This is a genomic window from Pseudomonas reinekei, from assembly GCF_001945365.1.
GTDB lineage: Bacteria > Pseudomonadota > Gammaproteobacteria > Pseudomonadales > Pseudomonadaceae > Aquipseudomonas > Aquipseudomonas reinekei.
In genome coordinates this window covers 73,304-85,586 of record NZ_MSTQ01000001.1, presented here as the reverse complement: position 1 = coordinate 85,586, position 12,283 = coordinate 73,304, and the positions used below count along the sequence as shown (strand labels likewise).

The window sequence follows — 12,283 nt, the reverse complement described above, 5'->3', positions numbered from 1 at the left end:
GTTCAGTTTCCTTGCTGTGTGAGCTCGACCGCCTCGATGTCACCGGCAGTGAGGTAATCCCACATACGTTCGAAGATCCGACCGGAGTAAGTCGCTCGTTGTCGTGTTTGCTCATCGTCAAGTGGCGGCACCCGGTCAGCCAGCCCCGCGGCATGCAGCTGCAACTCGATATGAGCGGCATCCTCCAAGTACCAGTTGAGCGTCAGCGCCTCGACCAGCGAGGCACCGGCCACAACGGCGCCGTTGCCGCGCATCACCAATGCCGGACCGTCCGCCAGTTGCTCGGCCAGCGCCGCCGCCTGAACGTCATCGCGCAACAGTTGCGGGTCATCCCATAGAGGTATGGACGAGTGAAAATAGGCGCCAGCGCCATGCCGTGACTTTGGCGTAATACCGGCGCAGGACAACGTCATGACCTGATCGGGCATGCTGCGAATCACTGCACCGACATCGGCACGACGCTGATAGATCTGCTGATGGATTCGCACCTCACCCAGCACGCCTTCCGGCAACGGGCCCTCGACGGGGACCACCACACCGGGTTCTCCCGGGCCGATCAGCCCCATCGGTTTGGCTGCGCACACCAGGAAGTGATGCGCGTCCAGGCGCAGGCTGCAATGACCATAGGCATGCACCAGGCCCGCCCGAGCCAATGCCCGTGCCGCTAGCCGCACTTCTCGTTGCTGGGCGGCCGTGGCGGTCACGCCACTCACGAACGGAATTCCGCAATATCGGGTTTCGACCCCCAGCAGCAATACGACGTAGGGACCGCCGGGAACTGCCGTGGCCGGTAACCGGCTTCCTCCTCGGCGCTGATGTGCCTGACCCCCGAGGAGTACTCATATGTCATGCCATCGGGCCCTTCGAAATACAGGAAGTAGGCGCCCGAAGTCGGATGGCGACCGGGGCCGAAGAGAATCCGAATGCCACGCTCGCGAAGGAAGTACCAGGCGCGCATGATGTCATCGACGGTTTCGACCTGATGGTTGATGTGCTGCACGCCCGCATGCGAGGACGGAAACAGCGCAATCTTGTGATGCACCTCATCGATGCGCAGCAGCGCCGCCTCGCCGATGCGGTCACTGACCCTGGCGTTGCACAGGCGTGTCCAGAACGCTTCGTCGCGTTTTGCGTTGGTGGTGCGCAGGCCGATGTGGTTGAAACCGGTATTGCCGGCATCCCGCGAGGGGAAATGCCGCACGCCACTGGCATGAGGGCCGAGCACCAATTCGATGCGGTTGCCACTCGGGTCGCGGAACTGGATCAGGTCATTGACCGCACGCAACTCGATGTCTTCGCGAGTGCCATGACGAACAGCAAAGCCATTATCTTCGAGCACCTGCGCGGCATGGTCCATCTCCTCGGGCGTGCTCACTTCGAAAGCCGCGGTGGCCTCCTGCGGGTCACCTTCGTAGTAACACAAAGTGTGGTCGCGATCATCGGATCGGAAATAGATGGCGCCATTGGCAACCCGGGCCACTTCCAGACCCAGAATCTGGGTGGCATAGAGGCGGGTTTGTTCCAGATCCGGCGTCCCCAGACGGACATAGCGGATGTCGTGAAGATTGATCATGAAGCGGCCTCGAACGTTATTTTTATGTGGACTTAATCCTCGCGTCGCGGCAAAAATAAAAATAGCAAATTATCTTTATTCATTTTATTTGTTTTGGTTATACCCATGAAAACCGATCTGAATCTTCTCAGAGTGCTTCTGGCCGTCCATGAAGCCGGCAACGTGACCGCCGCGGCACAACGTCTAGGCATGAGTCAACCAGCCGCCAGCGCGGCACTGGCCCGTTTGCGGCGGTCACTGGGAGACGCGCTGTTCGTACGTTCGGGTCAGACAATGGCCGCAACGCCACGAGCCCAAAGCATCATTGATCGCACGCGGGAGGTGATCGACATCATCGACCGCGACATCCTCAGCAATCCGGTGTTCGACCCATCCACCAGCACCGCCCCCTTCATGTTCTGTTTGAGCGAGATTGGCGAAATCGCCTTTCTACCGATGCTGCTCGGGCACCTTCGCAGCGTCGCGCCGCTTGCGCAGATTTGCAGCCTGAGTCTGGCCGCCAAGGACGTGGACGAGCATCTGCGCGAAGGCAAGGTCGACCTGGTCATGGGTTACTTTCCTGACCTCGGCGCGGCGAACATCTATCAGCAAAGATTGTTCTCCCATGACCTGGTCTGCCTGATCCGAGGGGGGCACAAGATCCGGCACGAACAATTGACCCTGGATGAATTCTGCACCCTGGAACATGTACAAGTGCGCGATGGCGGGCGTAATCAGGAGATGTATGAGAGCTACCTGGCTAAGGCCGGTGTTAAGCGAAATATCGTTTTGCAGATGGGTCACTACATGAGTACGGCTTCAATTATCGAGCGGTCGAACCTAGTGGTCGTGCTGCCCCGGACCGTCGCCAGCCTTTACGCGAAATACGCCAATGTTCGCAGCGTCGAATTGCCCGACGGCTTTCCGGTTTACGACATCAAGCAGTACTGGCATGCGCGGTTTCAGAACGACCCGCGTCACCAATGGATTCGCCAGACCGTGCGTACCTTGTTCGAGAACGACCAACCGGGTGTCAGCGCCGCGCTGCCCCACGATCTGCCAGGAAAGGAAGTGGTTTTCGACGACTGACTCCGCCCTCGCTCGGGACTGTCGGTACCGTCAGGATCCTGCGAGCCCTCCCCGCGCCCACGCCGCCTCCAGATCGGCTCGGTGCTGCGGGGCGGCGATGCTGAGCATTTTGTCGACCCTTTGCTTCATGGTCAGTCCACGCAGGTCGGCGACGCCAAACTCGGTGACGATGAGCCCGGCATCACTGCGGGGAATGGTCGTTGGACCATTGAGGCGGGCAACGATTCGACTGTTGCTCCGTGCGCTGGACGGCAGTGCGATGATCGGCAGACCGCCCCGTGAACGATGGGCGCCGCGGATGAAGTCCAGTGATCCCCCTACCGCGCCCAGGTAACTGCCTGCCGCGACCTCAGAGTTCACTTGCCCGGTGAGATCGACCTCCACCGCGGAGTTGATCGCCACCAGACGATCCAGACTGGCCAGCACCTGAGCGTCGTGGGTATAGGCGCTGGAACGCATATGCACTGACCGGTTGCGATGGGCGAACTGCGCCAATGCCTGGCTGCCAATCAGCACGCCGCCCACGCTGAGCCAGGCGTCCCTGCTCTTGCGTGAATTATTGACCACGCCGCTTTGCATGAGCCGCATGACGCCGTCGCCGATGCTGCCCGAATGCACACCCAGATTGTGGTGGTCATTTAAGGCGCTGAGCACTGCATCCGGTATGGCACCGATGCCCGTCTGCAGGGTCGATCCGTCTTCGACCAAGTCGGCGATGTTCCTGGCGATTTTCATGTCTACCTCGCGAATGCTCGCGCTTTCGCTCGCCAGGGGCGCACGGTCGGTGTAGACCACAGCGTCCAGTTCATCCAGACCCAGGGTACGCTCACCATAGGTCCAGGGAGCCTGTTGATTGACCTCCCCGATCACCACGGCCGCCTGTTCCAGCGCACAGAGCAAGTATTCGCTGGCCAGACTGAGGCTGTGCCGGCCGTTGGCATCCGCCGGCGAAAGCTGCAGCATCAGAACATCGACGCGCAATTGCCCAGAACTCAACTGCGACGCCATTTCAGAGTAGTGGCAAGCAAGAATGTCCAGCACACCGGCGTCAGCCAGCGCACGATTTGCGCCGGCACCGCAATAGGCGAGAAAGTCCACGGCATCGGCATGCTCGGGCCGGCAGGTGTCACTGTTGGCAATGCCCAGCAGCACCCGGATGCGCTTGAAATCATGACGCTGTGCCATGAGCGCACGGGTCAGGGTCAGCGGCTCGGCGTTCGCCTGTCCCCATAACACGGTGTCCCCGGGTCGGATCAGGCTGGAGAGGTCCGGTGCATTGGCTTGTAATTCGAGAGGCATGGCAAAACCCTGGCAATAGCGAGCCGGGCCCTGTGGTACAGGACCCAAGGCAGACAGGGCTCAAATGGAAAATGGCGGCCCGTTGCGGGCCGCCGCGACAATCAGAAAATCGACGACGGGTGCTTGGCCAGCGGGGTGACTTTGATCTTCATGAAAGGGAACAGAGGCAGACTCGACAGCAGGCTGTGCAGTTCATCGTTACCTTCGACGTCAAAGATGCTGATGTTGGAGTACTCGCCCACGACGCGCCACAGGTGGGGCCACTTGCCCGACTCCTGGATGTCGATGGCCCTTTCCTTCTCCGACGCCTTGATCCGCTCCACTTCGTCCAGCGGAATGTCACGGGGAATACTGACGGTCATTTCTACGCAATACAGCATGTTGAACTCCAGATATTGTTGTTGAACGAGCGCCCCCTGCCAGCGGCGGCGCGAAACCTCAAACCAGCTCTTCAGTGACGAAGGGCTTAAGCTGGCCGATGAAATACTTACCATGTTCGAACCAGGCCTTGCGGATATCGGATTCCATGTAGACCTGATACTGCTCCTCACTGGCAAACCAGCATTCACCGATCGCATCGATACGGCCTACGTCCAGATACGGCACGTGGGTATCCGTAGGATTACCGGCAACCAGTCGCACTTCGTATTTGTGCAGCCCCGGCATTCCGGCGGACATCTGGAAATGCACCACGCACTCTTTTCGAAACTGCTCGTGGCTCATGCTTTCCGGTTTAACCAACAGATAAAGGATACGAATCATGGGGACCTCGATGAATGGCTAAAGAACGGCGCTCAGGCGGTCTTCGGCGTTGTGGAATTTGTAGGGGCGGCAGCGTCAGCGGCCGGGTCTTGTGCATCCAGCACTTCAATGCTGATGCCCTTGGTTTCCGGTAGCAGCAACAAGGCCACCACGGAGATTGCATAAGCACACAGGCAAAAAAGGCCGATCGCTTGCGCCAGGCCGACATGCACCGAGAGCACACCGACGCCTGTGATCGCCGTGGCACCGACCGACTTGCCGACATTGTAGGAAAAGCCCATGCAGGTGGTGCGCACATGGGTGGGAAACAATTCACTGAGAAACGGCCCCAGCGCCGCGTACATGCCAATGGCGGCGAAGCCCACCAGGAAACCCATGACGTGGGTGACCAGTGGATTGAGCGGGATCATCATGTAGGTGACGGTCACGATCCACGACATCAGCGACAGCACGATCAGCGTCGGACGCCGTCCCAGTTTGTCCGCCAGATAAGCAGTACTGGCGAAACCGGCAAAGCAGCCCAGCGCCATGACCAGGATGGTAGCGATCAACGAACCGGACTCCACACCACGGTCCTTGAGCAACGACGGTATCCACACCAGAATCACGTAGCTGCCCGCTTGCAGACCGACCACCAGAATGCTCGATAGCATTGTCAGCCGCCGGTACTGCGGTTTGAACACGGTCGAGAAAGAGGCTTTGGGCGCCTTGCTTGCAACGGCCTGAACAAACGCATCGGAGTCTTTGACGTGACGGCGGATAAACAACACCATCAGTGCCGGGATGACCCCGAACCAGAACGCGACACGCCAAGCCAGTTCCGCCGGGAACTGGCTGAGGATGACGGTGATGATAATTACCGCGCCTGCCCAACCCAGTGCGAAGCCCGACTGCACAAAGCCCATCGCGCGACCGCGATTACTCGGGTTGATCACTTCAGCCATCAGCGCAGCACCTACCGCCCATTCACCGCCGAAGCCGAAACCTTGCAAGGTCCGGGCGATCAGCAACTGTTCGAAGTTTTGCGCGAAGCCGGCTACCACACCAAAAAAAGTGAACCAGAGAATCGAGAAGATCAGGATGCGCACACGACCGTGGCGGTCGCTGAGAATACCGGCGGCCCAACCGCCAATGGCCGCCGACAGCAATGCGGCAGTGCCGACCATGCCGGCTTCGGCCTTGGTCAGCCCCCACAGGGCAATGATCGTTGGCAGCAGAAAGCTGAACATCTGCATGTCGTAGGAATCCAGCGCCCAGCCGGAGTAGCAGGCCCAGAATGTCTTGCGTTCACGAGGCGAGCCTTTCCTGTACCAATCGAACATGATGACCTTCCTTATTGTTATTGGTGAACTGCTCATGGCCTCAGAGCAACGCCATGGGTGTTTCTGTTACCGATGCGCAATCCGCATTCGCAGCATGAGGGAGTTCGTTGCTTCTGCCCATTTGCCGTTGTGGAAGTCCCTCTTTCGCAATAGCTAAGACCATCTCATTCACGCAACCAACGGCGACAGCAACATGTCTTGAGTCATGCTCGCGACAAGCCGGCCATAACGCTGATAAATGTGGGTCGTGACCAAACCGCGACCGGCCAGGCTACGAACAGGCTCGCTCAGAAAAAGCAGCCAGTCGTTGGCATCGATTAACGAGCTGTGGAACCACAGACTGTGATTGAGCTGACTGACGCGGCCGTGCTGCCACGGATCAGGCATCGAAGGCGACGGCACCAGACATCGGTTGAGCCAGCAGTCGGACATATAGGCCAGCGCCGCAGGGTGCAGACAACCTTCGTTCGGCAGCGGCTGGTTCAAACGCACCCAGTAGCCGACCTCGGGCTGATCGTCTGGTCGCCCGCCCGCTCTTTCAGCGTGGATTGGCCGCACGTCAAGAACAGGCCGGTCAATTAAGCGCAAACGAAGAGCGTGGCCCTGATGCATCTGACTGGCGGCCGATTCGGCGAGAGTCGGCAGGCTTTCGGGTGTCGGCAGCAGGCGGTCCAAGTGATAGACCCTGCCACTGTCAGTGCTGGTTTTCTGGAATGACGCGTTGGCGCTCAACACCAGGCCGGTGCCCTGCACGCCATAGATATGCCGGTTGGAGAAGCATCGGCCGTCCTGCAGCAACTCCACGCTGTACTCAATGGTGTCCAGCGGGCTGGCATCATTGAGAAAGGTCATTTGCAACAGACTGGGGCTGCGCCCTTCCAAGCCTTGCGCCGCCGCCCAAAGCGTTTGGGCGATCAATTGTCCGCCATAGACATGTCCGTGGTTGTCGACGTCACTGGTATGGCTGCGGTATCGGTTTTGCCCATCCAGATCCAGCGCAAGCAATTCGGTCAGGTCCCGCTGATCCCAGTACTGTCCAGAGGTATGCAGCTCCATGACCGGCGCCTTATATCTTAGCCATTGATGCTAAGTTGAGGATGGAAAAGTCCAGTGGCACGGGTGTCAGCTCCTGCAGGCGTTCGGCAGTGACATCGCCAATCAGCTCCAGCACCAACACACCGTCATCGGTCAGTTCCAGGGTGGCCATGTCGGTGTAGACCCGACTGACGCAGCCCAGCCCGGTCAATGGGTAGGTGCAGGCGGACAAAAACTTGCTCTGACCGTCCTTGCCCAGGTGATCCATCATCACAAAGATGCGCTTGGCGCCGATCGCCAGGTCCATCGCACCGCCTACTGCGGGAATGGCATCCTTAGCGCCGGTATGCCAGTTGGCCAGGTCGCCGTTGGCTGCGACCTGGAATGCGCCAAGGACGCAGATGTCCAGATGGCCCCCGCGCATCATCCCGAAGGAGTCGGCATGGTGAAAGAATGCGACGCCCGGTAGCGGCTGGATCGGCTCTTTGCCGGCGTTGATCATGTCCCAATCTTCCTGACCGGGAAGCGCGGCCACCCAGCGTCCCAGTACGCCGTTTTCACTGTGCAGGAAAATGTCCTTCTCCTGTGGCAGGTGGTTGGCCACCAGGGTTGGCAGGCCGATGCCCAGGTTGACGTAGGCGCCTTCAGGGATGTCGCGGGCGACGCGAGCCGCCATTGCGTTGCGAATGTTTTTGTCCATTTTTGTTCATCCCACCTGCTGCTGTGCCGGCGCAACATCGGTGCGCTGGACAATGTGTTTGACGAAGATACCGGGGGTGATGATCCGCTCCGGATCAAGCTCACCCAACTCCACCACGCGACCGACCGAAGCAATGGTGTTGTGCGCGGCCATGGCCATGATCGGGGCGAAATTGCGCGCGGTTTTGCGGTACACCAGGTTGCCCCAGCGATCGCCCTCCTCAGCATTGATCAAGGCGAAGTCAACGTGGATGGGGTATTCGAGCACGTAGTTGCGGCCGTCGATGGTGCGCGATTCCTTGCCTTTGGCCAACAAGGTGCCAAAGCCAGTCGGCGTGTAAAAACCACCGATGCCGCAGCCGGCGGCCCGCAGGCGCTCGGCCAAGTTGCCCTGAGGGACGATCTCCAGTTCGATTTTTCCGGCACGGTAGAGGGTCTCGAACACATGAGAACCGTTCATTCGCGGGTAGGAGCAAAGGATCCGGCGAACGCGGCCCGCCTTGAGCAGCGCGGCCAAACCGGTATCGCCCTGGCCGGCGTTGTTGCTGACCAGAGTCAGGTCGGTCGCGCCCTGAGCGATCAATGCCTGAATCAGGTCGTCGGGCATGCCAGCGCCGCCGAAGCCGCCCACGGCCACCACAGCCCCGTCGGGAATGTCCGCCAGCGCTTCAATGGCGCTAGGCAACAGCTTGTTGATCATCGCTATACATCCTTTCTCGTTCTTGGGGCCAGGCCGGAGTCTGGCAAGCAGTGCAAGGCGCTACCCCGCGTTTGAATCAGCTTGCCAGTGCGGCCCGAGGCCCACAATTTCGGACTTCGAAAGGGCGAATTAACGATCGATTAATGGCTGCCTGCGTAACATGCGCGAAACCCTGTAGAAGCTATCGAGTGCAACGAGGCTGCGATCTTTTGATTTTTAAAAACAAATCAAAAGATCGCAGCCTGCGGCAGCTCCTACAGTGGATTTCTGCATCTATGGGGAGGCAATTCAGGCGGATCTAGACCGTGCGGTAACGCTCGATGAGCGCGTCGGCGAATTCGCGGGCGAAGGTCGAGAGGCCGTCGAAATCCTGGGAACAGAGCTGGAAGGTCCGCACCGCCCAGGGATCAAGCAATTGACAGGCACCGATACCCTGCCGCCCCTTGAGCCGGTCGTAACTGGCCTGAGGCACGATGGCAATACCGGCCCCTGCTTCGACCATACGGAAGATGGCGTCGGAACTGGCAACCTGTACCCGAATGGTCAGCGGCAGGTGCAACGCGGCGGCGGCGCGGCTGAGGAACACATTGATTGCGCTGCCCTCGAGCAACGATACAAAGGCGTATTGCAGGGTTTCCTTAAAAAACACATCACCGCGCAACAGAATTGGGTGATCCAGCGGCGCGATGACCATCAAACGGCTGGATACCAGCGGCACACTCTGCAAGCCGTCGGTAACCACGCTCCCGGACACGATGCCCAGATCGGTGCTGCCCTCGCGAACGGCACGCACGATGTCGTCACTGAGACGCTCGCGCATGTCGATGTGCACATCCGGATGACTGATCAGATACTCACCCACCACCGGTGGCAGGTATTCGGTAATCGCGGTGGTGTTGGCTTGCAGGCGCAACTGCCCCTTGAGGCCGTCGGTGTATTGCTGTAGATCGCCGGTGAGCATTTCCAGCTGGGATAGGATCACCCGCGCGTGCTGTAAATAGGTCTTGCCGGCGTTGGTCAGGGTCACACCCTGAGGCGAGCGCTCGAGCAAGCGCACGCCGAGGTTTTCTTCCAGGTTTTTGATACGGTTGCTTGTTGCGGGCACCGAAAGGAACGAGCGCTCGGAGCCGCGGGTAAGACTGCTGGTTTCCGCGATGTTGATGAACAGACGGAAATCGGTGATATCGAAATGCATCGCCATGGTCGCACGGTTCCTGCCAAGTGAGACTTACTGTACTCACAGTACATTGAGTCTGCCTAGTGGCATTCAACATAGCCACGACCGGCGCGGTCGCGGCTACTTTACAAGCACGGCAAACTACAAGCACGGCAAACAAGCCGGTATCAAACCCAGTGCGACGGCTCGAACACGAAGCCGTTGCCCTGGCGACGGATGAAACCGCAATGCGGCTCACCAAAGTGCACCGGCATGATCAGCGCTTCGCGGTCGGCCGCGTTATTGAGAAATTCCAGACGGGTGCGGCGAGCGATGTCTTCCCAGATGCAGTAACCGGAGTTGATGTCCGGGCGCACGATCTGGATCGGGCTGTGCAGGATGTCGCCACAGAAAATACCTTCTTGCCCTTGAGATCGCACACGGAAAGCCACCTGACCAGGACTGTGCCCCGGCGCAGCTTCGACCACCAGGCAATCGGCGATTTCTTCACCTGGCAACATCATTTCTGCAAGGCCTTCGTTGACGATCGGCATCACGCTGTCGAAAAACGACTCTCCGAACACGTCAATCACGCCGGCTTCCTTGTTCTTGCCCTGGTGACAGAAATCGAAGTCGTCCTTGGGCAGGTAGTAACGCGCATTGGGGAACGTCGGCACCCAGCGGCCGTCCTGCCAGGTGGTGTTCCAGCCCACATGGTCGGAGTGAAGGTGGGTGATGACCACGTGTGTGACTTTCTCGGGCGGTGCGCCAGCGGCGATCATCCACTCCTTGACCAGGGTGTTGAGCATGTTCATGCGCGCAATGCCCGGCCGCGGCTTAAAGTTACCGACGCCGGTGTCGATCACAATGATGTTGCTGCCCACGTGCACGATCCAGAACTGGATAGTGACCAGCAACTTGTTCATGTGCTCGATCCAGTGATTTGGCGCCATCAGGTCACGGTGCTGTTGCAGTACACCCTCCTCCATGCCCGGAAACAGGAACGCGGGATCATGGGTCGGGCCCGCGTATTCAAGAATACGGGTAACTTTAATGTCTCCGATCATGCGGGACTGCATCATGGCTTTGTACCTCAACGGTTTTTGTTAGTTCGCGGCTGTGCCGCTGGTTTTTCCGGATTATCCGTTGCCGGTACCGACTGCGCAGTTGATATCTCGTTAACAGCACCTTAAGAAGCGCTTAAGGCGAGTGTACAGCCGCGCAAACGGCATCGGTCGATCAAACGCGCTCGAACAACGCCGCCAGTCCCTGGCCGCCACCGATGCACATGGTTTCCAAGCCATAGCGTGCCTCGCGCCGACGCATTTCGTGCAACAGCGTGGTCATAATGCGCACACCCGTGGCCCCAATGGGGTGGCCCAACGAAATCCCCGAACCGTTGACGTTCACCCGGGACAAGTCGTCCAGGCCCCAGGTCTTGAGCACCGCCAGGGCCTGGGCAGCGAAGGCTTCGTTGAGCTCGATCAAGTCCAGTTCGGCCAGGCTCAACCCGGTTCGCATCAACAGCTTTTGCGTGGCAGGTACTGGCCCGATGCCCATACGCGAGGGTTCGCAACCCGCGGCGGCCCAGTCCACCAGACGCGCCATTGGCGTCAATCCGTGACGCGCGGCGTACTCCGGCGACACCACCAGACAGCCCGCTGCCGCGTCGTTCTGCTGGCTGGAATTGCCCGCCGTGCACACGCCTTCGGGGCGAATGAGGCGGAGGGCCTTCATGCTTTCGAGGCTGGCGTCCTCACGAATGCCCTCGTCTATTGTTACCCGCGTGACGGCGCCGCGCTTGCCGGGCACATCTACCGCGACCACTTCATCGGCGAAGCGCCCTTCTCGCCAGGCAGCCGCGGCATTCTGGTGGCTGCGCACGGAGAAGCTATCCGCTTCCTCGCGGCTAATGCCATAGTCCAGGGCCAGGTTATCGGCGGTTTCCGGCATCCCGGAAATGTGCCCGAATCGCTCGGAAGGCTGCGAACGCTCGCGACCGCGCTCCAGGCGGTCATGAAAGCGCACGCTGCCAGCTCGCGCGCCCCAGCGCATGTCGGTGCTGTAGTACTCAATGTTGCTCATGCTCTCTACACCAACCACCAGCACCGCTTCGGCATTGCCAGTTTTGACCATCATGGAAGCATCGATCACCGCCTGCAGGCCCGAGCCGCAACGACGATCCAGCGTGTAGCCCGGCACCTCAACAGGTAGGCCCGCGGACAACGCAGCGTATCGACCGATGCACGGTGCCTCACTGGAGGCGTAGGACTGTGCGACGATCACCTCGTCCAGTGAGTGTCCCGGCACTCCCGTGCGCGCCATCACCTGGCTAATCATGAACGAGGCCAAATGCTCGGCTGTGAGCGGAGCCAGCGCGCCGCCAAACTTGCCGATGGGTGTGCGAAGGGGCGAAACGATCAGCGCGTTTTTCATTGCAGCTCAACCTCAATGGGGGCAATGCGCACAGCATGGGCGGTCAACGAACGCGCCGGCAATTTTGCATCGCGAAAGCCCGCGTTTCGCCTGGCTTAAGCTCCTGAGTTGTGCCTGTGATCCAGCGGATGCGTTTGCCTTGCCGCTCAAACCCTCACCGCTAAAACTGAATGGCCTACCTCCTTAGCCATTAGTTGACCCCCTCTTCCGCAAAAGCTAATTCCCCCTCTCGC

General features: G+C 59.7%; 13 protein-coding genes. 1 reads left to right on the top strand and 12 read right to left on the bottom strand.

Annotated features, from left to right (window positions below):
- Positions 1 to 2: 2 nt before the first annotated feature.
- Both BVK86_RS00430 and BVK86_RS00425 read right to left on the bottom strand, forming a co-directional pair.
- Positions 3 to 674 (bottom strand): class II aldolase/adducin family protein, encoded by a 672-nt coding sequence (locus BVK86_RS00430; RefSeq protein ID WP_075944940.1) that lies wholly within the window; start codon positions 672 to 674, stop codon positions 3 to 5.
- A 35-nt stretch (positions 675 to 709) separates the two neighbouring features.
- Positions 710 to 1,573, bottom strand: a complete 864-nt coding sequence (locus tag BVK86_RS00425; protein ID WP_075944528.1) for a VOC family protein — start codon at positions 1,571 to 1,573, stop codon at positions 710 to 712.
- Positions 1,574 to 1,678: 105 nt separating this feature from the next.
- On the opposite strand from BVK86_RS00425, the gene BVK86_RS00420 reads away from it, so the two are divergent.
- The gene (locus BVK86_RS00420; RefSeq protein WP_075944527.1) at positions 1,679 to 2,641 is read left to right on the top strand and encodes a LysR family transcriptional regulator; all 963 of its coding nucleotides are present in this window, start codon (positions 1,679 to 1,681) and stop codon (positions 2,639 to 2,641) included.
- 30 nt (positions 2,642 to 2,671) lie between these two features.
- Here BVK86_RS00420 and BVK86_RS00415 read toward each other — a convergent pair whose 3' ends face one another.
- From BVK86_RS00415 to BVK86_RS00370, 10 genes are all read right to left on the bottom strand, one after another.
- Entirely contained in the window at positions 2,672 to 3,940 is a 1,269-nt protein-coding gene (locus BVK86_RS00415) for an acetyl-CoA hydrolase/transferase family protein (RefSeq protein ID WP_075944526.1), read from the bottom strand.
- Positions 3,941 to 4,041: 101 nt separating this feature from the next.
- Positions 4,042 to 4,320, bottom strand: coding sequence for a muconolactone Delta-isomerase (gene catC / locus BVK86_RS00410; protein WP_075944525.1), 279 nt, complete (start codon positions 4,318 to 4,320; stop codon positions 4,042 to 4,044).
- Between the two features lie 58 nt (positions 4,321 to 4,378).
- Positions 4,379 to 4,702: a 4-carboxymethyl-4-methylbutenolide mutase MmlI gene (gene mmlI / locus BVK86_RS00405; RefSeq protein ID WP_075944524.1), complete on the bottom strand. Its 324-nt coding sequence runs from the start codon at positions 4,700 to 4,702 to the stop codon at positions 4,379 to 4,381.
- A gap of 32 nt (positions 4,703 to 4,734) precedes the next feature.
- The gene (locus BVK86_RS00400; RefSeq protein WP_075944523.1) at positions 4,735 to 6,024 is read right to left on the bottom strand and encodes an MFS transporter; all 1,290 of its coding nucleotides are present in this window, start codon (positions 6,022 to 6,024) and stop codon (positions 4,735 to 4,737) included.
- Between the two features lie 168 nt (positions 6,025 to 6,192).
- Entirely contained in the window at positions 6,193 to 7,080 is an 888-nt protein-coding gene (locus BVK86_RS00395) for an acyl-CoA thioesterase (protein ID WP_075944522.1), read from the bottom strand.
- A 10-nt stretch (positions 7,081 to 7,090) separates the two neighbouring features.
- Positions 7,091 to 7,759: a 3-oxoacid CoA-transferase subunit B gene (locus BVK86_RS00390; protein ID WP_075944521.1), complete on the bottom strand. Its 669-nt coding sequence runs from the start codon at positions 7,757 to 7,759 to the stop codon at positions 7,091 to 7,093.
- A 6-nt stretch (positions 7,760 to 7,765) separates the two neighbouring features.
- Positions 7,766 to 8,458: a 3-oxoacid CoA-transferase subunit A gene (locus BVK86_RS00385; RefSeq protein ID WP_075944520.1), complete on the bottom strand. Its 693-nt coding sequence runs from the start codon at positions 8,456 to 8,458 to the stop codon at positions 7,766 to 7,768.
- Between the two features lie 298 nt (positions 8,459 to 8,756).
- Positions 8,757 to 9,659: a LysR family transcriptional regulator gene (locus tag BVK86_RS00380; RefSeq protein ID WP_075944519.1), complete on the bottom strand. Its 903-nt coding sequence runs from the start codon at positions 9,657 to 9,659 to the stop codon at positions 8,757 to 8,759.
- A 143-nt stretch (positions 9,660 to 9,802) separates the two neighbouring features.
- The gene (locus BVK86_RS00375; RefSeq protein WP_075944518.1) at positions 9,803 to 10,696 is read right to left on the bottom strand and encodes an MBL fold metallo-hydrolase; all 894 of its coding nucleotides are present in this window, start codon (positions 10,694 to 10,696) and stop codon (positions 9,803 to 9,805) included.
- Between the two features lie 157 nt (positions 10,697 to 10,853).
- A complete protein-coding gene (locus tag BVK86_RS00370) occupies positions 10,854 to 12,050 on the bottom strand; it encodes an acetyl-CoA C-acetyltransferase (protein WP_075944517.1) in 1,197 nt (398 codons plus the stop codon).
- Between the last annotated feature and the right edge of the window lie 233 nt (positions 12,051 to 12,283).

Coding starts and splice junctions, on each gene's coding strand:
- BVK86_RS00390 (WP_075944521.1), bottom strand. CDS start 7,759: ATGGACAAAAACATTCGCAACGCAATGGCGGCTCGCGTCGCCCGCGAC.
- BVK86_RS00385 (WP_075944520.1), bottom strand. CDS start 8,458: ATGATCAACAAGCTGTTGCCTAGCGCCATTGAAGCGCTGGCGGACATT.
- BVK86_RS00395 (WP_075944522.1), bottom strand. CDS start 7,080: ATGGAGCTGCATACCTCTGGACAGTACTGGGATCAGCGGGACCTGACC.
- mmlI (WP_075944524.1), bottom strand. CDS start 4,702: ATGATTCGTATCCTTTATCTGTTGGTTAAACCGGAAAGCATGAGCCAC.
- BVK86_RS00380 (WP_075944519.1), bottom strand. CDS start 9,659: ATGGCGATGCATTTCGATATCACCGATTTCCGTCTGTTCATCAACATC.
- BVK86_RS00400 (WP_075944523.1), bottom strand. CDS start 6,024: ATGTTCGATTGGTACAGGAAAGGCTCGCCTCGTGAACGCAAGACATTC.
- BVK86_RS00425 (WP_075944528.1), bottom strand. CDS start 1,573: ATGATCAATCTTCACGACATCCGCTATGTCCGTCTGGGGACGCCGGAT.
- BVK86_RS00420 (WP_075944527.1), top strand. CDS start 1,679: ATGAAAACCGATCTGAATCTTCTCAGAGTGCTTCTGGCCGTCCATGAA.
- BVK86_RS00375 (WP_075944518.1), bottom strand. CDS start 10,696: ATGATGCAGTCCCGCATGATCGGAGACATTAAAGTTACCCGTATTCTT.
- BVK86_RS00370 (WP_075944517.1), bottom strand. CDS start 12,050: ATGAAAAACGCGCTGATCGTTTCGCCCCTTCGCACACCCATCGGCAAG.
- BVK86_RS00415 (WP_075944526.1), bottom strand. CDS start 3,940: ATGCCTCTCGAATTACAAGCCAATGCACCGGACCTCTCCAGCCTGATC.
- catC (WP_075944525.1), bottom strand. CDS start 4,320: ATGCTGTATTGCGTAGAAATGACCGTCAGTATTCCCCGTGACATTCCG.